Source organism: Methylosinus sp. KRF6 (assembly GCF_018887255.1).
Taxonomy (GTDB): Bacteria; Pseudomonadota; Alphaproteobacteria; order Rhizobiales; family Beijerinckiaceae; genus Methylosinus; species Methylosinus sporium.
Genome location: NZ_JAHLJF010000001.1, coordinates 2,305,856 through 2,330,919, shown reverse-complemented (window position 1 = coordinate 2,330,919; position 25,064 = coordinate 2,305,856). Strand labels below are relative to the sequence as shown.

The following is a 25,064-nucleotide window of genomic DNA, read 5'->3' as shown; positions in this document are numbered from 1 at the left end:
GCAAGCGTCGCGCCATGGCCGCGCGACAGGCTGGCGCCGCAATTGATGGAGTCTGACGTCGCGAGGCCTTCGGAGACGGAGCGGGGCGGTGATCAAAGACTATATTCCGGAGCTGAGCGAGGTGCGCATGGTGCGTCGCGCGCCGGAACGGCCTTTCGCGCTCAATGGCGCCGACGCCCGCTATGTCGAAGCCTGCCTGCGCGATTTCGAGGCGGCTTTCGGCCTCGACGCCTATCCGGGCGTTCCGTTCGAGCAAATTCCGGGGCGCGCGCTGATCGGCGACTTGATCGACTGGTGGCGCGGCATGGACCCGGAGGGCGAGGCGCAGCAGAACGCGCATTCCCGCTTGCCCGGCGCGATCCGCCTGCTCGATACGGTGTCGGCGTTGATGGAGGAGCTGTCCCATCGTCGCGCCGGGGAGAGCTGAGCGCGCGACGTTCAATTCTGTCGGTTAGCGGACAATTCTTGACGACTGCGCGCGAGGTGCGCCGGCGCGCGCTCCACCCTCCCCTTCAGGGGGAGGGTCGGCCGGCGACAGCCGGACGAGGTGGGGTTCAACGGCAAGACTCGGGCGGTCACCCCTGATGCCGCGCAACTGATCAGGTCCACCGGCTTCAGCATGGCGCCGACGATCGCCGATCGCGCGCTCATCATGGTCGATCGTTTCAGCCGAGATGTCGTCGATGGCGAAATCTACGTCGTCTCGCTCGGCGACGAGGTAAGGATAAAACGAGTTCATAAGGCCATTTCCGGGAAAATCACGTTGGAGTCTGATAATGACGATAAGCGTCTATTCCCGGATGAAGAATTGAGCCCGGCCGACTCCATGCAATTGCGGGTGCGCGGTCGGGCGTTTTGGACGGAGAAGGAATTATGAAGCGTGTTTTCGTGCTGATCGCCTATTTTCTTTTCACCTTTCCGGCCGTCGCTGATAGTTTCTCGCCCGACGAAAAGGCGCTGACGAAGATGGCCGCGACGCTGGCTTACGGAGAGTCGAGGTGTCCTCATCTCGAGGGCAACACGCCGTCTTTGGCGTTGATGGCGACTTCACGAAGGGTCTCGCCAGACGATTGGCGAAAAGGCGGACGCCTGCGCGGCTTGCTCGAAGCGAATATTCAGCTCGTGAAGGCCGAGTTCGACTCCACGGACGACAAAATCTTCTGTCTCGGTCTCGAGGCCGCTTTCGGCCCGAATGGCGTGAAGGCGCCTGGAGCCATGCGGAGAAAGTGACCTCGCATGCGCTCTATTCTGCCGCGGTGCGTTCGGCGGCGTCCTAACCGTGCCCCCAGCCCCGCCCGGCTTCTGCGGCTGCGGAGCGGCGCGGGCGGGACTGTTGCTTCGTTCCGTTCCGGAATTCCCACCCGCGAAGTGCGAGCAACGCGTCTGCTGCTGTTCTTGGAGGCTCGTATCGAAACAGGAAGCCTCGTCGCTGCTTGCCGAAGGCAAGGTGATCAAGGGTCCCGTGGTGGATGACTAATTGCGGCGTCGCCTCCGGAAGAAGTTGCCGGCGGCGGGCAGTTCTTTTCCGCTTCGTGGAACGTCTCGCGGTCGAAGGACGTGTCTGGCCAGGGGGAAAGTTAGCCCTACCGCCCGCGCCAGGGGAACGACACTCAATCCGTTGATGTAACGGCATTAATTCGCTGCATTGACGCCTTCGCGGGAACTTTCCCGCCATGGGAAAGTTCCGCGCCGCTGCGGGCTTGATTTTATCCGTCGCTCCGATCGGCGCAGAGGAGCGATTTTGCGGGAGAACAAGGGCTCGAGGGCGCTTGGAAAGCCTCTCGAAGGGCTTTCAATGCCGCCGCCGATCCTCTAATTTCAAGTGTCCGGATGCCGCACCAGTTGCCCCGCCAGCCGCCTTGGAAAGTCGTTGATTTCCTTGGCAACCCGCGAAATTCCGCAGAATTCCGGTCGATCCCGGTTACTCCGGTTCTATGTGTCTACTAACACCCCCCTCCCGCTCGCCTTCGGCGATCGACCTCCCCCCTCGAGGGGGAGGTGCGAGCGGCCCTTTCTACTCAGGCTTCTACAGTTTTATTCGGCGGCTCGAGGCGCCGGCTGCAGAGCGTCGCGCAGCAGCAGCGCGATATGGCGGGCCTTGCGGCCGCTGCCATGCTCGATCTGGTGGCGGCACGAAAAACCATTGGCGATCAGCGGCGCGTCGGGCGCAGCGTCGCGCATCGCCGGCAGCAGAGACAGCTCCGCCATTTTCATCGAGGTCTCGTAATGCTCGGCCTCGAGCCCGAAGCTGCCGGCCATGCCGCAGCAGCTCGTCTCGACGATGTCGAAGGTAAAGCCCGGAATCCAGCCGAGCACTTTCTTCGTCGCCTTCATCACGCCGAAGGCCTTCTGATGGCAATGGCCATGCACGACCGCCTTGGGCAGATCGAGCGGCTTCAACGAAAGGCGCAGGCCCTTGTTTTGATATTCGCGGGCCAGAAACTCCTCGAGCAGATAGAGCTGCTTGCCGAGATCGCCGACCTCCGGCCCGAGCCCGAGACTATAGAGCTCGTCGCGCAGCGACAGAAGGCAGGAGGGCTCGAGGCCGATGATCGGCGTTTTGGCGGCGATCTCGTCGCGGAAGGCGGCGAGCACGCGCTCCGCCTCGCCACGGGCCTTTTTCACCATTCCGGTGGTCAGATAAGTGCGGCCGCAGCAGAGCGGACGGTCCGGCTCCGCGTCGGTCGCCGCCGGCTCGGCGATGCGCACACTATAGCCGGCATGTTCCAGCACTTCGACGGCGGCTTCGGCCACATGCGGGTCGAAGTGATGGCAGAAAGTATCGACGAAGAGGATCACCTCGCCGCGCGCCCCGGCGCTCGCCGCCGCCGGGGCGGAGCGGGCGAAAGCCGCGGGGGCCGGCTCGGGAATGGGACGGCGGGCGGTGACGCCGATCCATTTTTCCGCGAGCTTGGAGAGAAGGCGCGAGTGATTGCGCAGGCGAATGGCGAAGCGCAGCAGAGCGCGATGGCGGCCCGTCCATTCCGGCACGCCGCCGAACAGGCGCAGGCGCTTGGGCACGCCGACGATCTCGTGACGCTGGGCGAGATATTCGGTCTTGATCAGCGTCATATCGACGGCGCTGGGACATTCCTTCTTGCAGGCCTTGCAGGAGACGCAGAGATCCATCGCTTCGTCGAGGCGCGGATCGGCGAAAGCGCGCTCGTCGCTGCCGTCATTGAGCGCGGCCTTGAAGGCGGCGACGCGCGCCTCGGTGGAATGCTTGACTTCGCCGGTGACGCGATAGCTCGGGCACATGACGCCCTTGGCGGTCTTCTGACAATCGCGGCTGTGCATACACACGGCCACCGCCTTGGCGTAATTGCCGCCGGTGGCCGGAATGCCGGAATAGGCGTCGCCGATTCCATAGGTGTCGTAAGCCGACCAGTCGAGAAATGTCTTCATGCCGCCCGTTTCCTCGGGCGGCATGGAAGCAATATTTGCGCCGTCAGCCGGCGGCTTGCGCCTCTTCCGCCGGAGCGGCGGCCAACTGCTCGGCGGGCTGCTCTTGCTGCTGCTGCTCTTGCTCCTGCGCCGCGGGCTTGCGGCCATAGGTGACGATCCAGAGCCCGGCGCGGATCTGCTCGATCGCCTCATAGCCGGCGCGCGTGAAATAGGTCTCCAGCTCCTGCGGCGTCGAGGTCTTGCTGATCTGCGCCGGCCGTTCGAAGGGCGGCACAGCGCAATGTTCCTCGAAGAATTTCCAGCCGAGATCGGAGGTGATGTCCACATTGTCGACGAGCATACGTCCGCCCGGCCGCAGAATGCGGAAGCCTTCCTTGATGTAGCTGTAGCGATCCCATTCCTCGAGATGCATGAAGACGACCGTGCTGTAGACGACGTCGACCGAAGCGTCCGGCACATTGGCGAGGTCGAAACCGCTGGTCGGGATCGTGCGCACATTGTCGAAAGCGGCGAGGCGCTGGCGAATATGGCCGAGCATATTCTCGGCGACGTCGACGCCGATCCATTCCTTGCAGATCGGCGCGAGCGCGGCGCCGACGCGGCCGACGCCGGCGCCGATCTCCAGCACCACATCGTCCGGGCCTATGCCGACATAGGACTGCAGCATCTCGCGCGTGCCCTCGCCCATCTGGCGATAGACCTCTTCGTCCGTATAGCCGCTGACCGCCATTTTGGCGTCGTCCTGCGAGACCGAGACGGAATTCCAGATCGTCTTGTATTGGCTGCGATTGAGCTTGACGTGCTCGACGGGCAGCGGCTCGTTCTTCAACCCGACCAGGGAGCGGAGCGCGCGCGTGAGGCGTTTGCCGAGGGGGAGCTGCTTGGTCTTGTCCTGAATGCTCATGCCATTCCTCTATACGAGTCGCGTCCTCTATGAGAGGCGCGCCATTCCTCTGTGACGCGACGCCCGCTGGCGGCGCCCTCGTCGGGGGCGGGCGGCGGATGAAAGAGCAGGGCCCCGCCGCGCCGCGAGACGTCGTCAGCCTTCGGCGGGACGCCGTCTGGCGAAGACAGAAAATGTCGGAAGCGTGTTGCCCGCGGTTCCAATGATGTCGTCCAGCACGGTGATCTCTTCATAGCCGAGCGCGCGGAGCGCAGCGAGAACATCGTTCCTGTGCATCCAATTCGGGAAATCCATCGATCCTCCGCAAAAGGCCACGCTCCGATCGCCATAGCCGCGCGCATAGAGCCGCATGTCGAGACCTTCGAAACGCTGCGTCGCGCTCGGGGCGAGCCTGTCGTCGTCGACGATCACGGTCCAAAGATAGATCGCGTCGGCGCGCTCCGACATGGCGCGCAGCAGCCGCAGCGGATCGCGCATGTGATAGAGCACGCCGCTCGCGACGATGAGATCATAGCGCGTCTCGGTCTGCTCGAGCCATTGCACGAAATCGCCGAGATAGAAGCGCGCATTGGGAAAATCGAGGATTTCCCGCGCCACCAGACATTTGAGGAAGGCGAGCCGGTTCGCCTCCACGGCGTCGACATGGGCGCCGGCCTTCGCGAGCATATAAGTGTGCGAGGCCTCCAGCGGGCCGAGCTCGAGCACCGCGCGGCCGGAAAGATCGCCGAAACGTTCCATGGCCCAAGTGATGCGCGGATCGTCGAAGGTCGGCAGCTTTCCGGCGGAAAGGCCATATTCGACCGGAAAATGGCAGCTCCAACCCGGAATTGCGTCGACGGCGTTCTGGAACGACGGCGCGCGCGTCTCATCCCCTGAAAACAGATCTGTGACCGGAGCCTCCTCTGAGCGGGGGCGCGGTCTGAACCAATCTCGTCCTATCAATGCGAAAACCTCGCCTTTCGAATCCTGGCCGCGCCGGAGCCCCTAGCACATATTCGGCGACGGCGCTCGTCCGTGCGCCGCCGCGCTCCGGGGCGCCGTTCTCGCGGCGCTGCGTCTTGCAGCGCGGCTTGCGCCCGCGCCCGGCTCCCCCCATGTTGACGGCGACTTTCCGCCCCCCTCGGAGCCCTCATGCTGCAAGCCGCTCTGGACGCCGCCCGTCAAATCTTCTCGCCGCCGTTCCGCAATGTTCTGTTCAAGAGCCTCGGCCTGACTTTCGTCCTGCTGGCGCTCGCCTGGACCGGGCTGGACAAGGTCGCGCTCTCTTTCCTCACCGTCGACAATTATTGGTTGCGAACGATCGTCACTTTCGCGACCGGCGCGGGGCTCGTCTTCGGGCTCGCCTTTCTCATCGCGCCGATTTCCATTCTCGTGGCGGGATTTTTCCTCGACGATCTCGCCGATGTGGTGGAGGAGGAAATCGATCCGCTCGGGCCGCGCGGGCGTCCGCTGCCGCCCGGCCAGGCGATGATCATGGCGCTGCGCTTCGCGTTGGTCTCGGCGGGCGTAAATCTCGTCGCCCTGCTGCTGCTGCTCGTGCCGGGCGTCAACGCCATCGTCTTCGTGCTGGCCAACGCCTATTTGTTCGGGCGGGAGTATTTCGCCTTCGCCGCGACGCGCTATTGCTCGCTGGAGGAAGCCCGCGAGCTGACGCGCCGCCATGCGACGACCCTTTTTCTCGCGGGATTGTTCATCGCCGGCTTCGTCGCCGTGCCGGGGCTCAACCTGTTCACGCCCTTGTTCGGCGTGGCCTTCATGGTGCGGATGCACAAGACGCTCGCCGCCCGCGCCATGGCGCGAGCGAGCTGAGCGTCTTTGGTCCCGGCGCGTTTTAAAAGCCGAGCGGCGCCCGCTTCGGCTTTAAACGCGCTTTGCCGCTCAAGCCAGCCGCTGCGCCTGATATTGGCCGGTCTTGCGATAGCGATAGAGATAGGACGGAACGATCGCCTCGATCGCCGTCGGGGCGATCCCCAGGCCCTCGAGCGTCAGCCCGGCGGCCTCGGCCTGCGCGGAGACGACATTGTCGTGGCGCAGCAGCTCCACCTGATCGACGGTCGTCGTTAGCAGGCTGGGGAAAAGGCCGAGCGAGAGGCTGTGCAGCGTCTGCGTGACGCGCGCGATCATCGCTCCGGTCGCGAAGGACAGCGGCAGGATTTTGACGTCGCGCTCGGTGATCTTCAGCGCATATTCGACGATGGCGCGGAAAGTCTTCACCTCCGGCCCGCCGAGCTCATAGGTCGCGCCGGCCTGGGCGCGGCCGTCCACGGCCAGCGCCACCGCCTGCGCCACGTCGCCGACATAGACGGGCTGGAAGCGCGTCGCCTCGCCGATGACGGGCTCGACCGGCAGATAGCGCGCCAGAGCGCCGAATCGGTTGAAGAACTGATCTTCCGGGCCGAAGACGACGGAAGGACGCAGAATCACCGCGCCGGGGAAGGCGGCGCGAATCGCCTCCTCGCCCTCCGCCTTGGTGCGGGCGTAGACGGAGCTGGAATTCTTGTCCGCGCCTATGGCCGAGACATGGACGAGATGCTTCGCGCCCGCCGCGACGGCGGCCTCGGCGATGGTCTTCGCGCCCTGCGCGTGCAGAGCGGAGAATTTCTGCTTGCCGCCCTCGGCCAGCACGCCGACCAGATTGACGACGGCCTCGGCCCCGCGCACGGCGGCGGCGACGGAGGCGGGATTGCGCAGATTGGCCTGCACCGGGAAAATCTGCCCCACCTTGCCCAGAGGCTGCAGGAAAAAGGCGAGGTCCGGCCGCCGGCAGGCGACGCGCACGCGCCAGCCGTCGCGCGCCAGGGCCGCCACCACATGGCGCCCGATGAATCCCGACCCGCCGAACACCGTCACGATCCGCCCGGCATCCTTCACATCTGCGCTCATTCTTCGCCCCACGCCGATTCTCTCGGAGCGCTCGAAAATATCGCTCCGTTTCGGGCGGATGCTCTAGCGCGATTTGGGCGGAAAGGAAATGCGCCGCGCGAGCGTGACCGAAGCATGACGAGCGCCATTGACAAGCAGAGCGTCCGCCTCGTAAGAGAGCCGCGTTGCCCAGGTGGCGGAATTGGTAGACGCGCTGGTTTCAGGTACCAGTGGTGAAAGCCGTGGAGGTTCGAGTCCTCTCCTGGGCACCAAATCGAGACATCGGCATTGGCTGATGTCCGAGTTCGGCGCCTCCCCCGTGAAGAGCGCTGTTTCATTCCCATAATCGAGATCGATAATCGGCGCGCTTGCAAGAGAGGCGTCGCGGGCTCAGAACCGGACGGCGCCGCGCGGCCTGCTTCGCGGGCGGGCTTTTCCGGGGACATATCATGCGACGCGCTCTCTCTGCCTTTCTCGCGCTGCTGGCTCTCGCGCTTCTCTACGCCGGCTACGCCTTTCTCTCGCTGCGCCAGCTCGAGGCCGGCGTGAGAGCGGGCGACGCTGCGGCCATTTCGGACCATGTCGATTTCCCCGCCGTGCGCGCCTCGATCAAGGAGCAGCTGGGAACCGTCGTGATGTCGCGTGCGCTGGGGGAGACCGACAAGAGCCGCAACGCCGGCGCGCGGCTGGGCGCCGGCCTGCTGGCGGCGCTCGGTCCCGCGCTCATCGACACGGCGGTGGACCGATTCGTCTCGCCGTCCACCATCGGCGCCCTGCTGGCGCGGCGCGCCTCCGCGCCCCAGCCCGGTCCGGAGCCCGAAGGCGGCGCCGAAGCCGGCGGGACGAAGGAGCTCGATCTGAGGCGCTTCGCCGATCGTTTCGAGCTCGTGTCGCCGACGCGGTTTCGCATCACCCACAAGGATGGCGTCGCCATCGTCTTCGCTCTCACCGATTGGACGTGGAAGGTCGCCGATATTCGCATTCCGCCGGAGAGTCTGAAAAAGATCATGCGTCCGGATGCGGGCGAGCGCCCGTGATCTCTCCATGAAAGGCTCTCCTCGCCTTTCCATCGCGGGCTTGCACGCCGGTCTCGTTTCGGCGGGTCGCATTCCCGATTGACGCGGGCGGGCGTCGCGTTAAGAGCTTTCTTCATGACGAAGACGCACAAGGGCGCCGCGCTGCTCGGGCAGAAGACGGCGCTGCCCAATTCGCCGGACGAGGCCGAGCTCGACCTCGTCGCCAATCCGCATCCGGGCGAGACCTATCTCGTCCGCTTTGTCGCGCCGGAATTCACCTCGCTCTGCCCGGTGACCGGCCAGCCGGATTTCGCGCATATCGTCATCGATTACGCGCCGATGGAATGGCTCGTCGAATCGAAATCGCTGAAGCTCTATCTCGGCAGCTATCGCAATCACGGCGCCTTCCACGAGGATTGCACCATCCGCATCGCCAAGGATCTGGTGGCGGCGATGACGCCGCGCTGGCTGCGCATCGGCGGCTATTGGTATCCGCGCGGCGGCATTCCGATCGACGTCTTCTGGCAGACGGGCGAGCCGCCTGCGGGACTCTGGCTGCCGGATCAGGGCGTGCCGCCCTATCGCGGGCGGGGCTGATCGCTCTATCGCAGCGCCTTCGCCAGCCGATCGAAGGCTAAAAGCGCCTCGAGCAGCGCCGGCAGATCGCGCAGCGCGATCATATTCGGCCCGTCGGAGACGGCGCTGTCGGGATCTGGATGCGTCTCGATGAAGAGGCCGGCGACGCCCACCGCCACAGCCGCCCGCGCCAGCACGGGGACGAAGCGCCGCTCGCCGCCGGAGGCCGCGCCGAGCCCGCCCGGCTGCTGCACGGAATGGGTGGCGTCGAAAATGACCGGGACGCCGGTCGTCTCGGCGAGAATGGGCAGCGCGCGCATGTCGGAGACGAGGGCGTTATAGCCGAAGCTGGTTCCGCGCTCGGTCGCCAGCGCGCCGGCGGCGCCCTCGGTGCGCAGCTTGTCTATGGCGTGGCGCATGTCCCAGGGCGCGAGAAACTGGCCCTTCTTCACATTGACGACGCGCCCTGTGCGCGCCGCCGCCGCGAGGAGATCGGTCTGGCGGCAGAGGAAGGCGGGGATTTGCAGAATATCCGCCACTTCGGCGACAGGCGCGCATTGCGCGGCCTCATGGACGTCGGTGAGGACGGGAAGGCCGAAGCGTTCCTTGATCTCGGCGAAGATCGGCAGAGAGGCGGAAAGGCCGAGGCCGCGCCCCGAGGCGCCCGAGCTGCGATTGGCCTTGTCGAAGGAGGCTTTGAAGACGACGCCGATTTGCAGCCGAGCGGCCAGCTCGGCCAGAGCCTGCGCAATTTCGAGGCCCTGCGCGCGGCTCTCCAGCGCGCAGGGGCCGGCGATGAGGGCGAGCGGCAGATGATTGCCGAAGGTCACGCGGCGCAAAGGCGCGCCGACCGTGACTGTGGAGAAATCCGCCGCCGCTTTGCTCATTCGCGGGAGCTTATCACTCGCGCCCGCGGGATCGAAGCGCGTCGCGTCATTCGGCGCTGGAGGGTGCGGCGAGAGTCGCCCATGTCTGCGCGATCGTGACCTCGTAAGGCGTCGTCGGCCGACCGATCAGCGCCCTGAGCTGGAGGCCATTGTCGAACAGCGCGCCCTTCGCCGCGCCGGCGTCGGAATCGGCGAGCAGAGCGGCGAATCCGTCCGGCAGGCCGGCGCCGACGAGAGCGGCGGCGAAATCGGCCTCGGGCAGGTTCTGATAGTCGATCTTCCGCCCCGCGGCCTCGCCGATCGCGGCGGCGAATTGCCCGAGCGTATAGGCGTCGTCTCCGGCCAGTTCATAGACGCGGCCGGCGTGATCTTCGCCCGTCAGCACGGCGGCCGCGGCCTCGGCGTAATCGGCGCGGGCGGCGGAGGCGATCCGGCCCTCGCCGGCGCAGCCGATGAAGACGCCATGCGCCAGCGCCGGGGCGATGGAGGCGGCGTAATTCTCCGTATACCAGCCGTTGCGCAGCAGCACGAAAGGCGTTCCCGAGGCGCGCAGGATCGCCTCCGTCTCGCGATGCTCCTGCGCCAGCGCCAGCGGCGAGACATCGGCGCGCAGCAGGCTCGTATAGGCGATGAGTCCGACGCCGGCCCGCGTCGCCGCCTCTATGACATTGCGATGCTGAGCCGTTCGCTGGCCGATCTCGCTCGAGGAGATCAGCAGCAGCCGATCGACGCCCGCGAAGGCCGGGGCCAGCGTCTCCGGGCGGGAATAATCGGCGATGCGCAGCTCCACGCCGAGGGCGGCGAGATCGCGGGCGGCGTCGCTGTCGGTCCGGCGCACGCCGGCGACGATGCGCGTCGCCGGAACGCTTCGCGGCAGTGCGCCTATGACGAGCCGGCCGAGCTGGCCGGTCGCGCCGGTGACGAAAATGCGCGGCTGAGCAGGGGAAGTCATGACAGCGTTCCTTTCGGGTTCGTTTCTGATACAAGGTCTCTAACCGAGACCGAAGAGCCCGTGAAGGAGGCAGTTTTTTGGGACCAGGCGACGCCGAGGGAACCATCGCCAATGCGCGGGAGGAGCTCGCGCGTAAATTCGACGCATGGCGAGAGGTGGCGCTGGATGCGAGCCGCTGTCCGGTGCGCGATGTGCTGGATCGCGTCGGCGACAAATGGACGACGCTGATTTTGATGGCGCTGGCCGGCGGGCCGCAGCGCTTCGGCGCGCTCAGCCGCGCGGCGCCCGATATTTCCAAGCGCATGTTGACGCAGACGTTGCGCACTCTGGAGCGGGACGGGCTGGTCGCGCGCCGCGTCTATCCCACCAAGCCGCCGAGCGTGGATTATCGGCTGACGCCGCTCGGCGTCGCCATGATGGAGCCGCTCGCCGCGCTCATTCGCTGGGCGGAGCAGAGCCATTCGGCGATCGTCGCGGCGCGGCGGCGCTTCGACGAAGGTCCGGCCGAAGAGAGCGCGGCGTGAGCCGGGCGCGCGTCAGTCCGGCGCGCGTCAGTCCTCTCGGGCCTCGGTCGGGGTCACTTTCAGCACGGTGATGCGATTGCGCATCTTGCGCAGCACCTCGAAGCGGAAACCGTGGAAGTTGAACACTTGCCCCGCCTCGGGAATGGCCGCGGCCTCATGGATGACGAGGCCGGCGATCGTCGTCGCCTCCTCGTCGGGCAGGCTCCACTCCATCACGCGATTGAGGTCGCGTAGCGGCACTGCGCCGTCGACGAGCACCGAGCCGTCCGGCTGCTGCCGCACGCCCTGCATTGCGAGATCATGCTCGTCGCGAATGTCGCCGACGATCTCCTCGAGAATGTCCTCGAGCGTGACGAGGCCCATCACCTCGCCATATTCGTCGACGACCAGCGCGAAATGCGTCTTGCGCTTCAAAAACGCTTCGAGCTGATCCTCGAGCGTCGTCGATTCCGGCACGAACCAGGGCTCGAGCGCTATGTCGTCTATATCGAGCTGGGAGAAATCCGCCTTTGCCGCATCGAGCGCGCGCAGCAGGTCCTTGGAGTGGATGACGCCGATGAAATTATCCGGCCGGTCGCGCCACAAGGGCATACGCGTGAAAGGCGAGGCGAGCACTTCGCGCACGATCTGCTCGGGAGGAAGATCGGCGTCGATGGTGCGCATTTTGGTGCGATGGATCATCACATCGGCGACATGCAGCACCTGAAGATCGAGCACGCCGCCGAACATGTCGCGCCAATTGCGCTCGACGGTTCCTTCCTCGTGCATGATGTCGACGGCGCTCTTGAGCTCGTCATAGGGCGAGAGCAGCGTGCGGCCATGGCCGATCTCGACGCCGACGAGCTTCAGCACGCCGCGCACGAAGGCCTCCACCGCAAAGAGCAGCGGGCCGAAGACGGCGACGAAGACGCCGATGACGCGCGCGACGCGCAGCGACAGCCGATCAGGATGGTTGATCGCCACGGTCTTGGGCAGCACTTCGGCGAAGACCAGCAGCAGCGCCGTCATGATGATGGTGGCGTAGACGGCGCCGCTCTCGCCGGTGAGATAGACGAGCACGCTGGTGGTGAAGGCCGAGCCGCCGATATTGACCAGAGTGGAGCCGAGAAGCAGCGCCGCGATCATGCGGTTGCGCTGGCGCAGCAGACGATTGACCAGCGCCGCGCGATGGTCGCCCTCCTTCTCCAGCGCGTGCATATGCGCATGGGACGCCGCTGTCAGCGCCGTCTCGGAGGCCGAGAAGAAGGCCGAGAGAAGCACGCACAGCAATACGACTAGTGTCGCGACCCAGATGTCGACATTCTCCAGGCCCGCTTCCGCTCCGCCGTGCATGACGCCCCTATTCGCGCGCGATTTCGTCTTTGAGGAAACTGCGCAGTTGGTCCACGTCTATGCCCTTCTCGACGAAGGAGCGTCCGATGCCGCGCGCGAGAATGAAGGTGAGCGCGCCTTTCTCGACCTTCTTGTCCTGGAACATGGCGTCGAGCATGGCGTCGGCGTCGTCGCGCCAGCCGGAAATATCGCGAATGCGGGTCGGCAGGCCGACGCGGGTCAGATGGCGGCCGACGCGTTCGGCGTCCTGCTGGCTGCAGAGGCCGAGCCGCGCCGAGAAGCGGAAGGCGCAGACGAGGCCGATGGCGACGCCCTCGCCATGGACGAGGCGCTCGCCGTCGTAATGCACGAGCCGCTCCAGCGCATGGCCGAAAGTATGGCCGAGATTGAGCAGCGCGCGGTCGCCCTGCTCGGTCTCGTCGCGGGCGACGATCTTGGCCTTGGAGCGGCAGCTCACCGAGATCGCCTCCACGCGCGCGGCGCGGTCGGCGAAGACGGCGGAAGCGTTGTTCTCCAGCCATTCGAAGAAGAAGGCGTCGTCGATGAGTCCGTATTTGACCACTTCGGCGTAGCCGGCGCGGAACTCGCGCAGCGGCAGCGTCGCCAGGGCGTCGACATCGGCCAGCACCAGCGCGGGCTGATAGAAGGCGCCGACGAGATTCTTGCCTTGCGGCGTGTTGATGCCGGTCTTGCCGCCGACGGAGGAGTCGACCTGCGCCAGCAGCGTGGTCGGAACCTGCACGAAGCGGGAGCCGCGCCGCACGCTCGCCGCCGCGAAGCCGGCGAGGTCGCCGACAACGCCGCCGCCGAGCGCCAGCACCACATCGCGCCGTTCGATGCGCGCCTCGAGAATCTCCTCACAGACGCGCTGGAAGACCGGGAAGGATTTGGACGCCTCGCCCGGCTCGACGACGATGGAGACAGTGCGAATGCCGCTTTTCTCGAGGCTCTGGCGCAGCACGGGCAATTGCAGCCGGGCGACATTGGCGTCGGTGACGACGGCGCAGGCCGCGCCCGGCGCGATGCGGGCGAGATGCTCGCCCGCCTGCTCCAGCAGCCCGGCGCCGATGATGATGTCATAGGCGCGGCCGCCGAGCCCCACTTCGACAGTCTGCGGCTCGACGGGGGCGGGCGGCGTTCGTGACGTCATGAATCGATCGAATCCTCGTGTAGTCGCGCTCTCCGGCGCGCCATGCGCCCATGCGAGCAGCGCCGCGATCGTCTCTTCGACCATCACCTCATGGGGTACGTCGCGGGAGAGCACGGCGATGTCGGCCTGGCGATAGACGGGATAGCGCTCGTCCATCAGCCGGCGCAATACGGCGGCGGGGTCGCTGGTCTGCAACAGCGGGCGGTCGCCCTTGCGGCGCACGCGGCGCAGCAGAACCTCATGAGCGGCGTCGAACCACAGCGAGACGCCGCGCTCCTTCACGCGGTTGCGCGTGGTCTCGTCCATGAAGGCGCCGCCGCCGGTCGCCAGCACGCAGGGCTCGCCGGCGAGCAGCCGGGCGATGACGCGGCGCTCGCAGTCGCGGAAATGCGCCTCGCCATATTTGGCGAAAATATCGGGGATCGACATTCCCGCCGCGGCGGCGACGATCTCGGCGTCGGCGTCCTTGAACGGCAGGCCGAGGCGCTGCGCCAGACGCTGGCCGATGGAGGTCTTACCGGAGCCCATCATGCCGACCAGCACGAGCGAGCGGCCGAGCAGTGCGCCGCGAATGGCGCGCGCGCTGTCAGCGGGCGGAGTCTGTCCGCCCGGCCGCGCCGCATGGCCGCCGATCGCCTGCACTTTGCTCATGAGGAGTAATCTACACCGCGCCGCCAGGAAATTCAGCCCCCATTTGCTCATGGGGGCAGCAGCGGCTCGAGAAAACGGCGGATGAAACCGAGCATTCGCGGCTCGGCGAGCTCGGCGCGCCGCGCGACCATGCGCACGCCAGCCAGCTCCGGCTTTTTCTGCGAGGCGATATAGGAGTTTACGCGCATTTCCAGCTCTGCGGCGGACAGCGGCGATTGCGCGATTCTCATGCAGGCGACGCGCGGCCCGGCGTAGACGATGGTCCAATCGGGCGAAAGCCGCGCCTCCTGCGGCGCAATGCCGGTTTCTTCCTCCAGCTCGCGCAGCAGATTGGCCTCGAGATCGACCATGCCGTCGCGCAGATCGCTCGGATCCGGCGTGCCGGCGGGAAAATAGATCGCGCCGGCGGCGGAATGATCCGCCCCCATCTCGCCGAGCAGAAAGGCGCCGTCGGCCGAGCGCAACGCCGGCATGGAGAAGCAATTGTAGACGCCGGCGTCCGGAAAGCCGAAATCCCGCCAGGCGAGGAAACGCGAGAAGCGCGTCTCGAAGAATTTGACGCCGAGCGCCGTCTCGCCGCGCGAGACGCTGTGCGCGAGCAGCACGGGGCCGTCATAGAGCGCCGGCACGGCGGCGCGGCGCTCGGCCCAATGCGCGTCGATCTCCGCGCCGCGCAGCCGGTCGAAGGCCCAGTCATGCGGCTCGAGGACGCAATGCAGGGCCGAGACGCCGACGATCTCGACTTCGCCGCTCATAGATCCAGATCTCCGCGCTGCACTTCCACCGCATGGCCCGCCACTGTGACGGCGACGAGCGCGCCCGCCTCGATTCGCGAGCCGAGGATGATGCGGGAGGGGCGGCCCATGGCGTAGCCCTGCTCGATGACGAATTCATGCTCGCCGTCCTCGGGCGCCTCGAAGGCGTGGGCGACTCCGGCGAAGGCCGCCGCCGCCGCGCCGGTCGCCGGGTCCTCGCCTATGCCGACGCCATTGGCGAACATTCGGGCCGCGACCGCGCTCGCCGGCTCTACTGTCTCACTCGTGTAGAGATAGGCGCCGATGCGCTCGCCCAGCAGCGCGGCGAAGGCGGCTGGGTCCGGCCGCGCGCGATCCAGCGCCGCGCGCGAGCGGATCGGAACGAAGACGAGCTCCACGCCCGCGGAGAAGGTCGACGGCGCGTGACGGCCGAAACCGATCTCCTCGCTTTCGAGGCCGAGCGCTTTGGCGAGCGGCGCCGGCTCCGGCGACCATGCGCCGCGAACCGGCAGGCGCGGCGCCGTGAAGCGCGCGAGAATGGCGCGCGAGGCGTCCCTCACCACATCGCAGCGGACGAGGCCGATCTCCTCCTCGAGCGCGATGACGATTCCATTGCGCGTCAGCATCTCGGGCGCGCGCTGCGTCGCCAGCAGGATCGCCGCGCCGATCGTCGGATGGCCGGCGAAGGGCAATTCGCGCAGCGGCGTGAAGATGCGCAGCCGCGCGGTATTGATGGAATCGCGTGGCTCCAGAACGAAGACCGTCTCGCTCAGATTGAACTCGCAGGCGATGGTCTGCATCGTCGCGCTGTCGAGCCCGTCCGCGCCGAGCACGACGGCGAGCGGATTGCCGGCAAAGCGCGTGTTCGTGAACACGTCGAGCGTGGAGAAGCGCAATCGCATGGTGCTGACGCAGGCTCGCTCAAGGCCAGGGCGGATCGCCCTGAATGGAGAGGATGGTGATCGAATCGCGGAACTCGATCAATTCGACGATGAGGCCATTCTCGAAGCGTATGAAATCGGCGAGATCGACGCGGCCCTCGAGGCCTGTGCCGCGATGGCGCCAGCGGATGCTGCGCCGCATCGCGACGCCGTCGGAGTCGATGATGACATCGTCGATCTGCTGCTCAGATTGAGCGAAATCGATATTGATCGCGCGCAATATATTCAGCAGCGCGTCGACGCCGAAATGGCGGCCGGCATAGGGGATGCGGGATTTGTCGCCGACGAATTCGCAGACGACGTCCTGCGCGCAGAAGTCCCGGACGACGCCGAAATCGCCGTTTTCGGCGGGCTGCCGCGCAAGCAGCTCGACGCGGCGCCGGATTTCGTCGCGATCGAGCCCGGGCGGAGGGCGAGAGAAAAAATCTTCGCTATTCGTCATGCAACGCCTCGATCCGCGATTATCGGGCCGCGATTATCGGGGCCGAGGATCGTCCCGCTCGATCAGCGCCTCGGCGGCGGAGCGTCCCCAGCTGTGATAGTCGAGATATTCGAACATCTCGACCACCTTCCCGTTCCGCCAGTACAGGAAATGCGCCATGTCCAGCGTCGCCGTGCGGCCGGAGTTGCGATGGCGCCAGGAGTTGCGCCATCGCACCGATGATTTCGGCCCATCGACGAGGATCGCCAGCACCTCGCCGCCGAGCGGCTCGTAATTGACGTCGGTCAGCCGAATATTCTCCTTGAACGCGTCGCGGCCATGGAGAACGCCCGGAAGAAACAGGCCTTCCTTGGTGCCGTGATAGCGCACGACGACATCGCGTGCGAAGTAGCGCATCATCTCGTCGATCCGGCCCGACATGCGCAGGCGCGTGATCTCGAAGACGTTGCGTCTCAATTCGCGACGATGCTCTTCGTCAGGCTCGTCGATTTTCGGCTGCATCGCGCTTCCCCGTCATGAGGGCGGCCGTCTCTCCGCGCCTCTTTCGACGATGCGTTCGATCCGAGCTGGGCGTCGTGATCGTCTCCTTTAGAAAAAAGGATCAGTTGCGGTCCTTGTCGACCAGCCGGTTCTTGCCGATCCAGGGCATCATGCCGCGCAGGCGTCCGCCGACTTCCTCGATCGGATGAGCGGCGTTGCGGGCGCGGGTGGCCTTGAAGGACGTCTGGCTGACCTTGTTCTCGAGCATCCAGTCGCGGGTGAACTTGCCGGACTGAATATCTTCGAGCACGCGCTTCATCTCGGCCTTGGTGTCCTTGGTGATGATGCGCGGACCGGTGACATATTCGCCATATTCGGCCGTGTTGGAGACCGAATAATTCATATTGGCGATGCCGCCCTCATAGATGAGGTCGACGATCAGCTTCACCTCGTGCAGGCACTCGAAATAGGCCATTTCCGGCGCATAGCCGGCCTCGACCAGCGTCTCGAAGCCATTGCGGATCAGCTCGACGAGGCCGCCGCAGAGCACGACCTGCTCGCCGAAGAGATCGGTCTCGCATTCCTCGCGGAAGGTGGTCTCGATGATGCCGGCGCGGCCGCCGCCGATCGCCGAGGCGTAGGAGAGGCCGAGCTCGAGCGCATTGCCGGAGGCGTTCTGATGCACGGCGATGAGGCAGGGGACGCCGCCGCCCTTCAGATATTCGCCGCGAACCGTGTGGCCGGGGCCCTTGGGCGCGACCATGATGATGTCGAGATCGGCGCGCGGCTCGATGAGATTGAAGTGTATGTTGAGGCCATGGGCGAAGAACAGCGCCGCGCCGGATTTGAGATTCGGCGCGAGCTCGGCGGCGTAGATCTCGCCCTGCAGCTCGTCCGGCGTCAGCATCATGACGACATCGGCCCATTTGGCCGCCTCGGCGACTTCCATCACCTTGACGCCGGCGCCCTCGGCCTTCTTGGCGGAGGCGGAGCCCTTGCGCAGCGCGACCGCGACCTCGCCGACGCCCGAATCCTTGAGGTTCAGGACATGGGCGTGGCCCTGGCTGCCATAGCCCACCACAGCGACCTTCTTGCCCTTGATCAGATTGATGTCGGCATCCCGATCGTAATAGACGCGCATATTCTCGCTTTCCCCCACAGGACGACAGAGCCGTCGTTCGGCTTCAAGAGTTCCTCGACCGCCGGGCGGTCCCGGAGGCCTGTCTTTCCAGCTTGATTTTACATTGTTTTTCCGTCGGCTCGGGAAGACGGTCGAGGCGACGGGCAATTCCGCGGGACCTTTCTACGCGCCCATGGCGTGAAGGTCAAAATCTCGAGGATCGCCCGATCAGATCGGGTCCGGCCCGCGCGAGATCGCCGCGACGCCGGTGCGCGAGACCTCGACGAGCCCGATCGGGCGCATCAGATCGACGAATTCATCGATTTTATTCGGCTTTCCGGTCAGCTCGAAGATGAAGCTCTCGGTCGTGGCGTCGACGACGCGGGCGCGGAAGGCCTCGGCCAGCTGCAGCGCGGCGTTGCGCTCCTCGCCCTTGCCCCTCACCTTGACCATGGCCAGCTCGCGCTCGAGCGAGCGGGCGGAGACGGTGAGATCGGTGACCTTGTGAACCGGCACCAGCCGCTCGAGCTGATGCTGAATCTGCTCGATCGTCTCCGGCGTGCCGGAGGTAACGACGGTGATGCGCGAGAGATGCTCGCCATGGGCGACCTCCGCCACCGTCAGGCTCTCGATATTATAGCCGCGGCCCGAGAACAGGCCGACGACGCGCGCCAGCACGCCCGGCTCATTGTCGACCAGCACGGCGAGCGTATGCGTCTCCACATTGGAGCGCGACGTCGGCGAGGAATAGGGCGAGGGCGGGGAGAGGGGAGCGTTCATGTGTCCGTTTCCAGCGAATAGCGAGTAGCGAGTAGCGAATAGTCGACGCAGGAGCAGCTCTATTCGCTACTCGCTATCTCGCTATTCGCGCTCGTCTCACACCAGCATCTTGCCCTTTTCGTCGATGATCGAGCCGAGCTCGATTCCGGCGTCGTCGGAGAGGTCGGCGAGCAGCATGTCGTTATGCGCCTTGCCCGAGGGGATCATCGGGAAGCAATTCTCGCCCTTCTCGACGAGGCAGTCGAAGATCACCGGCCCGTCATAGTCGATCATCTCCTGGATCGCGCGATCGAGATCGGCGGGGTCGGAGCAGCGAATGCCCTTGGCGCCGAAGGCCTCCGCGAGCTTCACGAAATCGGGCAGCGCCTCCGAATAGGAGTGCGAGTAGCGTCCGCCGTGCAGCAGTTCCTGCCACTGGCGCACCATGCCCATATATTCATTGTTGAGGATGAACACCTTGACCGGCAGGCGATATTGGATCGCCGTCGACATTTCCTGAATGTTCATCAGAATGGACGCCTCGCCGGCGATGTCGACGACCAGCGATTTGGGATGCGCGAGCTGCGCGCCGATCGCCGCCGGCAGGCCATAGCCCATGGTGCCGAGCCCGCCGGAAGTCATCCAGCGATTGGGCTCGTCGAAATGATAATGCTGCGCGGCCCACATCTGATGCTGGCCGACCTCGGTGGTGATGTAAGGATCGCGATCCTTGGTCAGCGCATAGAGACGCTGCACGGCGTATTGCGGCTTGATGACCTTGTCGGAATTGCGGAAGGCCAGCGACTTGCGGTCGCGCCATTCGTCGATCTTCTTCCACCAGGCGTCGAGCGGCTGCTTCTCGGCGTGCATCGCCTCGGCGCGCCAGATGCGCACCATGCTCTCCAGCACATGGCCGCAATCGCCGACGATCGGCAGATCGACCTTCACATTCTTATTGATCGAGGAGCGATCGATATCGATGTGGATTTTCTTCGAGCCGGGTGAGAAGGCGTCGAGCCTTCCGGTGATGCGATCGTCGAAACGCGAGCCGACGGCGATCATCAGATCGCAGTCGTGCATGGCGTTATTGGCCTCGAAAGTGCCGTGCATTCCCAGCATTCCGAGCCAGTTCGGCCCGGAGCCCGGATAGGCGCCGAGGCCCATCAGCGTGGAGGTGATCGGGAAGCCGGTCAGCGAGACCAATTCGCGCAGCAGCGTCGAGGCCGCCGGGCCGGAATTGATGACGCCGCCGCCCGTGTAGAAGATCGGCCGCTTGGCGGCGGCCATCATCTTCACCGCGCGGCGAATGGCGTCCGTGTCGGCGTCGAGCTTGGGCTGATAGGTCTTGTGATGCACATTGCGCGGACCCGTATAGGTCCCGGAGGCGAATTGCACATCCTTCGGAATATCGATGACCACTGGCCCGGGCCGCCCGCTGGAGGCGACATAGAAGGCCTCGTGCAGGATGCGCGGCAGATCGGCGATATTCTTCACCAGATAATTATGCTTGGTGCAGTGGCGCGTGATGCCGACCGTGTCGCATTCCTGAAAAGCGTCGGAGCCGATGAGATGCGTCGGCACCTGGCCGGTGATGCAGACCAGCGGAATGGAGTCCATCAGCGCATCGGTGAGGCCGGTGATGGTGTTGGTGGCGCCGGGGCCGGAGGTGACGAGCAGCACGCCCGGCTTGCCGGAGGAGCGGGCGTAGCCCTCCGCCGCATGGGCCGCGCCCTGCTCGTGGCGCACGAGAATATGCCGCACCTTCTCCTGGTGGAAGAGAACGTCGTAGATCGGAAGGACGGCGCCGCCGGGATAGCCGAAAAGCACTTCGACGCCCTGATCCTTCAGGGCCTCGACCACCATTTCCGCTCCGGTCATTTGCTTCGCCATTCTCTCCAGCTCCGCTTTCCTCGACCCTCGAGACATAGGACCGCGCGGGCGCGTCCCCATAGGCAATAAAAAAGGCCCCCTGGAGGGCCTCGGATAAGCGCCAGCGGCGGAAGCTCGGGATCAGACCCGCTCCGTCTCCAGCGCCCTGCCTACGAGAAGAATGCCCTTCACGGCCCGCTCCAGGTGAAATACCGGATCAGACGTTACGGGAGACGACCGCAGGGGTCAAGGCGATTCCGCGGGCAAAGAGGCGATCGGCGCGCGCGCCGGTCTCCTGAGCTTGGCCGGCGCGGCGAATTCGTGTACGCTTCCGTCGCCCCCCACCAGAACGAGTCGAAGATGAAGCGCTTTTTCGAATCCTTCCTGTTCCTGTCGCGCTGGCTGCTCGCGCCCTTCTTCGTCATGCTGGCGGTGGGGCTCTTGGAGCTGCTCTATAAAGCCGGCGTTCATCTCTTCGAGGCGACGGCGCATCTCGTCACCGCCACCGAATCCAATATGACGCTGCTGGTGCTCGATCTCATCGACATGACGCTCACCGGCGCGCTGGTGGTGACGGTCATGCTGTCGGTCTATGAGAATTTCGTCTCCAAGGTCGATACGGACAGCCAGCCCGGCTGGCCGGACTGGATGGGCTCGATCGATTTCTCCGAGCTGAAGCTGAAGCTGCTCTCGACCATCGTCGCCATCTCGGCGATCAAGCTGCTCGAAGCCTTCATGGACGTGCCGCATATGAACGACCGGGATCTGTATTTCTATCTCGGCATTCATCTGACCTTCGTCGTCTCGACGCTGGCCTTCGCTCTGTCGGAGCGCCTCGCCGGCGGCCATGGGACCAATAACGGCGAGCAGGGCCATTGACGGCGGAGCCGGAAGAGAGGCTCAGCGTTTCTTCACGAATTCCGTGCGCAGCACCAATCCTTTGATGGTGTCGTGCCGGCAGTCGATCTCTTCCGGATCGTCGGTGAGGCGGATCGAGCGAATCACCGTGCCCTGCTTCAACGTCTGATTGGCGCCCTTCACCTTCAGATCCTTGATGAGGGTCACGGAATCGCCGTCGGCGAGCGCATTGCCGGCCGAATCCTTCACGACTTTCGCCTGCGCCGCCACCGCGGCGAGCTGCGACGCCGGGACCCATTCGCCGCTCGCTTCGTCATAGACATAGTCTTCGTCGTCGGCCACGCGAACCTCTTTTCGATTGAACGCCGCGCGCGAGAGCCGCGCATCGGGATGCGCTCTCTTAGGCGACCGCGCCGTCCCGGCGCAAGGTGGAGCGGAGCGATGCGTTTCTCGAGGGGCGCGACGCTTCTAGAATCTACGGCCGGGCGGCGCGAGCGCGCATTTCATCACGGCGATGACGCCGCCATCGTCATATTTCAGCGTGCCGGCGGCTGTGTCGAGCAGGTTGCGAATATGCTGGTCTCGGCATTTGCCGCTCGCGGCGACGCAGATTCGGTCCTGTCCGAAGCTCACCGCATCCTTGTCGACGCTGACCGCATAAGTGACTTTTTGCGTGTCGCTGGAGCCACTCGCGCCGGAGACATAGCTATCGCCATCGCGATATTCCTCGGCGACGCCATCCTCCCAAATGAGCTGCACGAAGCGCCGGCCGGTGTCGATGTCGATCGCGACCGTTCGACCGGTGCGCCCGCAATCGAGATGAATTTCCGAGGCGAGGGCGTGCGGCGCGAGCAGCAGCGCTAGGGCCGCGAGGGCGTAGAGTCTGGCTTTCATTCCATGTCCCGCAATGCGCGCGTGGCGCGGCCTCGTCAATTTCTCGGCAAAGAGGAGCGCATCTCGTCGCAGGCGCGCAATTGCGCCTCGGTCGCGGACCAATAGGAGATTTCGCAAAGGGCCTGATAGCGGCTGGCGACGAAGATGGACCACAGAAAGTAGCCGAAGCCGGCGACGCCCAGCGCGAGCAGCATGTTGCGACTGAAAGCGTTCATGATCGCCCTTCCGCGCCGATCCGGCGTGACGTCCCCGCCGCCTCGATCCTGGCGCTTGCGCAGGACCGGGTCAAGCGCGTGGCGGCTTCGGCGGGCCGCGGCGCGCCCAATGCGCTCGACCCGAACCTGCCTCAGAGCCACTGATGATGCAATTGAGATCCCGCTGATCGGCGGCTGTCGCAAGGGGAGAAATGCCGGAGCTTATTGCGCGGCGTCGAGCTGCGGCCGTAAGGGGATCAGCGCCACCATAAACTGCGACAATTCTCGTGAGACCTCCGGGTCGCGCTTCAGATCGACGAGGCTGCGCGGCGCGGGGATCGCTCGGCCGTGCTCGACAGCGACATCCACCCAGAGCGTCAGCGCTTCGGCGGCGTTGGCCATCGCCTCGTCGAGACTATCGCCCGCGGAGATGCAGCCGGGCAGATCGGGAAACCAGACCCCGACTGCCTTTCCCTCTTCCTCTTCGACGATGGCGACGTAATGGGTCATCGAGCTCATTCAGTCTCTGGGCCAGCCGGCTGCCTTGTAGATCGTCCAGACGAGACCTTGGCCGAGGTCTTTCTTTAGATGCGGCAGGGGGATTATGGCGCCGGTTTTCGGATTTCGAAAGACATGGTGCGATCCCGTGACGCGGACCAACACCCAGCCTTCCTTTTCGAGACGGCGTTTGATGTCGCGGCTATTGGTGAACATGAGGCGCCTTCGAAGATCATCGATGGCGACCTATTGATTACATCGGAACGAATAGAGCAAGTAGCCTTCGGTTTTTTACTTAGGTCTTTAATTTGATGGGAGCGGGGCGGCCGCAGGGAGGAGACGGCCGCCCCGGCCGGACGCTCAGAAGAAGCCGAGCTTGTCCGGGCTATAGCTGACGAGCAGATTCTTCGTCTGCTGGTAGTGATCGAGCATCATGCGATGATTCTCGCGGCCGATGCCGGACTGCTTGTAGCCGCCGAAGGCCGCATGGGCCGGATAGGCGTGATAGCAATTGGTCCAGACGCGTCCCGCCTGCACGGCGCGGCCGACGCGATAGGCGCGGTTGACGTCGCGCGTCCACACGCCGGCGCCGAGGCCGAAGATCGTGTCATTGGCGATCGCCACCGCTTCTTCGTCGGTGTCGAACACCGTCACCGAGACGACGGGTCCGAAGATCTCCTCCTGGAACACGCGCATCTTATTGTTGCCGGCGAGCACTGTGGGCTTCACATAATAGCCGCCGGAAAGATCGCCGCCGAGTTCGGCGCGGCCCCCGCCGATCAATATGTCCGCGCCTTCCTTCTGGCCGATGTCGATATAGCCGAGGATTTTTTCCATCTGCTCCTTGGAGGCCTGCGCGCCGATCATCGTCTTGGCGTCGAGCGGATCGCCCTGCACGATGGCGCCGACGCGCTTCACCGCCTTCTCGATGAATTTGTCATAGATGCTTCGCTGCACCAGGGCGCGGCTGGGGCAGGTGCATACTTCGCCCTGATTGAGCGCGAACATGGCGAAGCCTTCGAGCGCCTTGTCGAGAAAAGCGTCGTCCTCCGCCGCCACATCGGCAAAGAAGATGTTGGGCGATTTGCCGCCGAGCTCCAATGTCGCGGGGATGAGATTGCGCGCGGCATATTCGCCGATCAGCCGTCCCGTGCTGGTCTCGCCGGTGAAGGCGATCTTGGCGATGCGCGGCGAGGAGGCGAGCGGCTTGCCGGCCTCGAGGCCGAAGCCGTTGACGATATTGACGACGCCCGCCGGCAGAAGATCGCCGACGATCTCCGCCCATACGAGTATCGAGGCGGGCGTCTGCTCGGCCGGCTTCAGCACCACGCAATTGCCGGCGGCGAGCGCCGGGGCCAGCTTCCACGCCGCCATCAGCAAGGGAAAATTCCACGGAATGATCTGCCCGACGACGCCGAGCGGCTCGTGGAAATGATAGGCGACCGTGTCGTGGTCGAGCTCCGATATGCCGCCTTCCTGCGCGCGGATCGCGGAGGCGAAATAGCGGAAATGATCGATGGCGAGCGGAACGTCCGCCGCGGTCGTCTCGCGGATCGGCTTGCCATTGTCCCAGCTCTCGGCTTCCGCCAGCGCCGCGAGATTTTGCTCCATGCGATCGGCGACCGCGTTGAGAACGCGCGCGCGTTCACCGACGCTGGTTCTGCCCCAGGCGTCCTTGGCGGCATGGGCGGCGTCGAGCGCGATTTCTATGTCGGTCTCGTCGGAGCGCGCAACCTCGCAGAGAATCTGTCCGTTGACCGGCGTCACATTCTCGAAATAGCGGCCGGCGCGCGGAGCGACCCAGCGGCCGCCGATGAAATTCTCATAGCGCGCCTTGAATTTGGGCGTAGCGGAGCGGAGGAATTCGGGCCTCGTCATGACGTTTCCCCTTGACTGTTTCACGCGCCTTTGCGGCGTCGGGGGGAAATCATCCGCCCGCGCGGCCGGCTGCGCCAGTGGGGGAAACGCAGGAATGGCCTCGAGGTGTCGCAGATT

29 protein-coding genes and 1 tRNA gene are annotated in these 25,064 nt (G+C 65.2%); 9 read left to right on the top strand and 21 right to left on the bottom strand.

Features of this window, described 5'->3' with window-relative positions; all coding sequences use genetic code 11:
- The first annotated feature begins 88 nt into the window (after positions 1 to 88).
- From KP010_RS11280 to KP010_RS11270, 3 genes are all read left to right on the top strand, one after another.
- Positions 89 to 427: a hypothetical protein gene (locus tag KP010_RS11280; RefSeq protein WP_142864140.1), complete on the top strand. Its 339-nt coding sequence runs from the start codon at positions 89 to 91 to the stop codon at positions 425 to 427.
- Between the two features lie 120 nt (positions 428 to 547).
- Positions 548 to 877 carry a S24 family peptidase gene (locus KP010_RS23075; protein WP_216280881.1) on the top strand — a complete coding sequence of 110 codons (330 nt, stop codon included), beginning with the start codon at positions 548 to 550 and terminating at the stop codon, positions 875 to 877.
- Positions 874 to 1,230, top strand: a complete 357-nt coding sequence (locus KP010_RS11270; RefSeq protein ID WP_142864138.1) for a hypothetical protein — start codon at positions 874 to 876, stop codon at positions 1,228 to 1,230. Before KP010_RS23075 ends, KP010_RS11270 begins: the two co-directional genes overlap by 4 nt.
- 804 nt (positions 1,231 to 2,034) lie before the next feature.
- Here KP010_RS11270 and KP010_RS11265 read toward each other — a convergent pair.
- From KP010_RS11265 to KP010_RS11255, 3 genes are all read right to left on the bottom strand, one after another.
- Positions 2,035 to 3,405: a (Fe-S)-binding protein gene (locus KP010_RS11265; protein ID WP_142864137.1), complete on the bottom strand. Its 1,371-nt coding sequence runs from the start codon at positions 3,403 to 3,405 to the stop codon at positions 2,035 to 2,037.
- A gap of 43 nt (positions 3,406 to 3,448) precedes the next feature.
- On the bottom strand, positions 3,449 to 4,309 hold the full coding sequence (locus KP010_RS11260) for a class I SAM-dependent methyltransferase (protein WP_142864136.1): 861 nt from the start codon (positions 4,307 to 4,309) through the stop codon (positions 3,449 to 3,451).
- Between the two features lie 135 nt (positions 4,310 to 4,444).
- Positions 4,445 to 5,251, bottom strand: coding sequence for a bifunctional 2-polyprenyl-6-hydroxyphenol methylase/3-demethylubiquinol 3-O-methyltransferase UbiG (locus tag KP010_RS11255; protein ID WP_142864135.1), 807 nt, complete (start codon positions 5,249 to 5,251; stop codon positions 4,445 to 4,447).
- 189 nt (positions 5,252 to 5,440) lie between these two features.
- Between KP010_RS11255 and KP010_RS11250 the strand changes: the two genes are divergently transcribed.
- A complete protein-coding gene (locus KP010_RS11250; RefSeq protein ID WP_142864134.1) occupies positions 5,441 to 6,118 on the top strand; it encodes a sulfate transporter family protein in 678 nt (225 codons plus the stop codon).
- A 69-nt stretch (positions 6,119 to 6,187) separates the two neighbouring features.
- On the opposite strand, the gene KP010_RS11245 is transcribed toward KP010_RS11250, so the two are convergent.
- Positions 6,188 to 7,192, bottom strand: a complete 1,005-nt coding sequence (locus tag KP010_RS11245; protein WP_142864133.1) for a complex I NDUFA9 subunit family protein — start codon at positions 7,190 to 7,192, stop codon at positions 6,188 to 6,190.
- 166 nt (positions 7,193 to 7,358) lie between these two features.
- Between KP010_RS11245 and KP010_RS11240 the strand changes: the two genes are divergently transcribed.
- The 3 genes from KP010_RS11240 (at position 7,359) to queF (ending at position 8,784) form a co-directional block, all read left to right on the top strand.
- A tRNA-Leu gene (locus tag KP010_RS11240) sits at positions 7,359 to 7,443 on the top strand.
- Positions 7,444 to 7,620: 177 nt separating this feature from the next.
- Positions 7,621 to 8,208, top strand: coding sequence for a DUF2939 domain-containing protein (locus KP010_RS11235; protein WP_142864132.1), 588 nt, complete (start codon positions 7,621 to 7,623; stop codon positions 8,206 to 8,208).
- 114 nt (positions 8,209 to 8,322) lie between these two features.
- A complete protein-coding gene (queF, locus tag KP010_RS11230) occupies positions 8,323 to 8,784 on the top strand; it encodes a preQ(1) synthase (RefSeq protein ID WP_142864131.1) in 462 nt (153 codons plus the stop codon).
- Positions 8,785 to 8,789: 5 nt separating this feature from the next.
- On the opposite strand, the gene kdsA is transcribed toward queF, so the two are convergent.
- Both kdsA and KP010_RS11220 read right to left on the bottom strand, forming a co-directional pair.
- Positions 8,790 to 9,650, bottom strand: a complete 861-nt coding sequence (kdsA, locus tag KP010_RS11225; protein WP_142864130.1) for a 3-deoxy-8-phosphooctulonate synthase — start codon at positions 9,648 to 9,650, stop codon at positions 8,790 to 8,792.
- 46 nt (positions 9,651 to 9,696) lie between these two features.
- Positions 9,697 to 10,602, bottom strand: coding sequence for an SDR family oxidoreductase (locus tag KP010_RS11220; RefSeq protein WP_142864129.1), 906 nt, complete (start codon positions 10,600 to 10,602; stop codon positions 9,697 to 9,699).
- A 77-nt stretch (positions 10,603 to 10,679) separates the two neighbouring features.
- Here KP010_RS11220 and KP010_RS11215 point away from each other — a divergent pair, with 77 nt between their 5' ends.
- On the top strand, positions 10,680 to 11,126 hold the full coding sequence (locus KP010_RS11215) for a helix-turn-helix domain-containing protein (RefSeq protein WP_108917318.1): 447 nt from the start codon (positions 10,680 to 10,682) through the stop codon (positions 11,124 to 11,126).
- A 27-nt stretch (positions 11,127 to 11,153) separates the two neighbouring features.
- Here the strand turns inward: KP010_RS11215 and KP010_RS11210 are convergent, their stop codons facing one another.
- From KP010_RS11210 to KP010_RS11170, 9 genes are all read right to left on the bottom strand, one after another.
- Positions 11,154 to 12,458 (bottom strand): HlyC/CorC family transporter, encoded by a 1,305-nt coding sequence (locus KP010_RS11210; RefSeq protein ID WP_185966571.1) that lies wholly within the window; start codon positions 12,456 to 12,458, stop codon positions 11,154 to 11,156.
- Positions 12,459 to 12,465: 7 nt separating this feature from the next.
- On the bottom strand, positions 12,466 to 14,259 hold the full coding sequence (gene aroB / locus KP010_RS11205; protein WP_142864128.1) for a 3-dehydroquinate synthase: 1,794 nt from the start codon (positions 14,257 to 14,259) through the stop codon (positions 12,466 to 12,468).
- Positions 14,260 to 14,306: 47 nt separating this feature from the next.
- A complete protein-coding gene (locus KP010_RS11200) occupies positions 14,307 to 15,014 on the bottom strand; it encodes an NUDIX hydrolase (protein ID WP_142864127.1) in 708 nt (235 codons plus the stop codon).
- Positions 15,011 to 15,916, bottom strand: coding sequence for a PhzF family phenazine biosynthesis protein (locus tag KP010_RS11195; protein WP_108917322.1), 906 nt, complete (start codon positions 15,914 to 15,916; stop codon positions 15,011 to 15,013). Before KP010_RS11195 ends, KP010_RS11200 begins: the two co-directional genes overlap by 4 nt.
- A gap of 19 nt (positions 15,917 to 15,935) precedes the next feature.
- Positions 15,936 to 16,397 (bottom strand): nuclear transport factor 2 family protein, encoded by a 462-nt coding sequence (locus tag KP010_RS11190; protein ID WP_216280880.1) that lies wholly within the window; start codon positions 16,395 to 16,397, stop codon positions 15,936 to 15,938.
- A gap of 33 nt (positions 16,398 to 16,430) precedes the next feature.
- Positions 16,431 to 16,898, bottom strand: coding sequence for a nuclear transport factor 2 family protein (locus tag KP010_RS11185; RefSeq protein ID WP_108917324.1), 468 nt, complete (start codon positions 16,896 to 16,898; stop codon positions 16,431 to 16,433).
- 100 nt (positions 16,899 to 16,998) lie between these two features.
- Positions 16,999 to 18,018 (bottom strand): ketol-acid reductoisomerase, encoded by a 1,020-nt coding sequence (gene ilvC, locus KP010_RS11180; RefSeq protein ID WP_108917325.1) that lies wholly within the window; start codon positions 18,016 to 18,018, stop codon positions 16,999 to 17,001.
- A gap of 207 nt (positions 18,019 to 18,225) precedes the next feature.
- Complete coding sequence (ilvN, locus tag KP010_RS11175) at positions 18,226 to 18,777, bottom strand: acetolactate synthase small subunit (protein WP_024881200.1); 552 nt, start codon at positions 18,775 to 18,777, stop codon at positions 18,226 to 18,228.
- 96 nt (positions 18,778 to 18,873) lie between these two features.
- Complete coding sequence (locus KP010_RS11170; RefSeq protein ID WP_142864124.1) at positions 18,874 to 20,646, bottom strand: acetolactate synthase 3 large subunit; 1,773 nt, start codon at positions 20,644 to 20,646, stop codon at positions 18,874 to 18,876.
- 339 nt (positions 20,647 to 20,985) lie between these two features.
- Between KP010_RS11170 and KP010_RS11165 the strand changes: the two genes are divergently transcribed.
- Complete coding sequence (locus KP010_RS11165; protein ID WP_142864123.1) at positions 20,986 to 21,504, top strand: YqhA family protein; 519 nt, start codon at positions 20,986 to 20,988, stop codon at positions 21,502 to 21,504.
- A gap of 21 nt (positions 21,505 to 21,525) precedes the next feature.
- Here KP010_RS11165 and KP010_RS11160 read toward each other — a convergent pair whose 3' ends face one another.
- From KP010_RS11160 to adh, 6 genes are all read right to left on the bottom strand, one after another.
- On the bottom strand, positions 21,526 to 21,825 hold the full coding sequence (locus tag KP010_RS11160) for an alkylphosphonate utilization protein (RefSeq protein ID WP_142864122.1): 300 nt from the start codon (positions 21,823 to 21,825) through the stop codon (positions 21,526 to 21,528).
- Positions 21,826 to 21,951: 126 nt separating this feature from the next.
- Complete coding sequence (locus KP010_RS11155) at positions 21,952 to 22,377, bottom strand: hypothetical protein (RefSeq protein WP_108917329.1); 426 nt, start codon at positions 22,375 to 22,377, stop codon at positions 21,952 to 21,954.
- A 35-nt stretch (positions 22,378 to 22,412) separates the two neighbouring features.
- Complete coding sequence (locus KP010_RS11150; RefSeq protein ID WP_108917330.1) at positions 22,413 to 22,592, bottom strand: hypothetical protein; 180 nt, start codon at positions 22,590 to 22,592, stop codon at positions 22,413 to 22,415.
- Between the two features lie 201 nt (positions 22,593 to 22,793).
- Complete coding sequence (locus KP010_RS11145; protein ID WP_343219808.1) at positions 22,794 to 23,090, bottom strand: type II toxin-antitoxin system HicB family antitoxin; 297 nt, start codon at positions 23,088 to 23,090, stop codon at positions 22,794 to 22,796.
- Positions 23,091 to 23,285 carry a type II toxin-antitoxin system HicA family toxin gene (locus KP010_RS11140; protein WP_216280879.1) on the bottom strand — a complete coding sequence of 65 codons (195 nt, stop codon included), beginning with the start codon at positions 23,283 to 23,285 and terminating at the stop codon, positions 23,091 to 23,093. It lies immediately after the preceding gene.
- 144 nt (positions 23,286 to 23,429) lie between these two features.
- Complete coding sequence (gene adh, locus KP010_RS11135) at positions 23,430 to 24,947, bottom strand: aldehyde dehydrogenase (RefSeq protein WP_216280878.1); 1,518 nt, start codon at positions 24,945 to 24,947, stop codon at positions 23,430 to 23,432.
- Positions 24,948 to 25,064 lie beyond the last annotated feature (117 nt).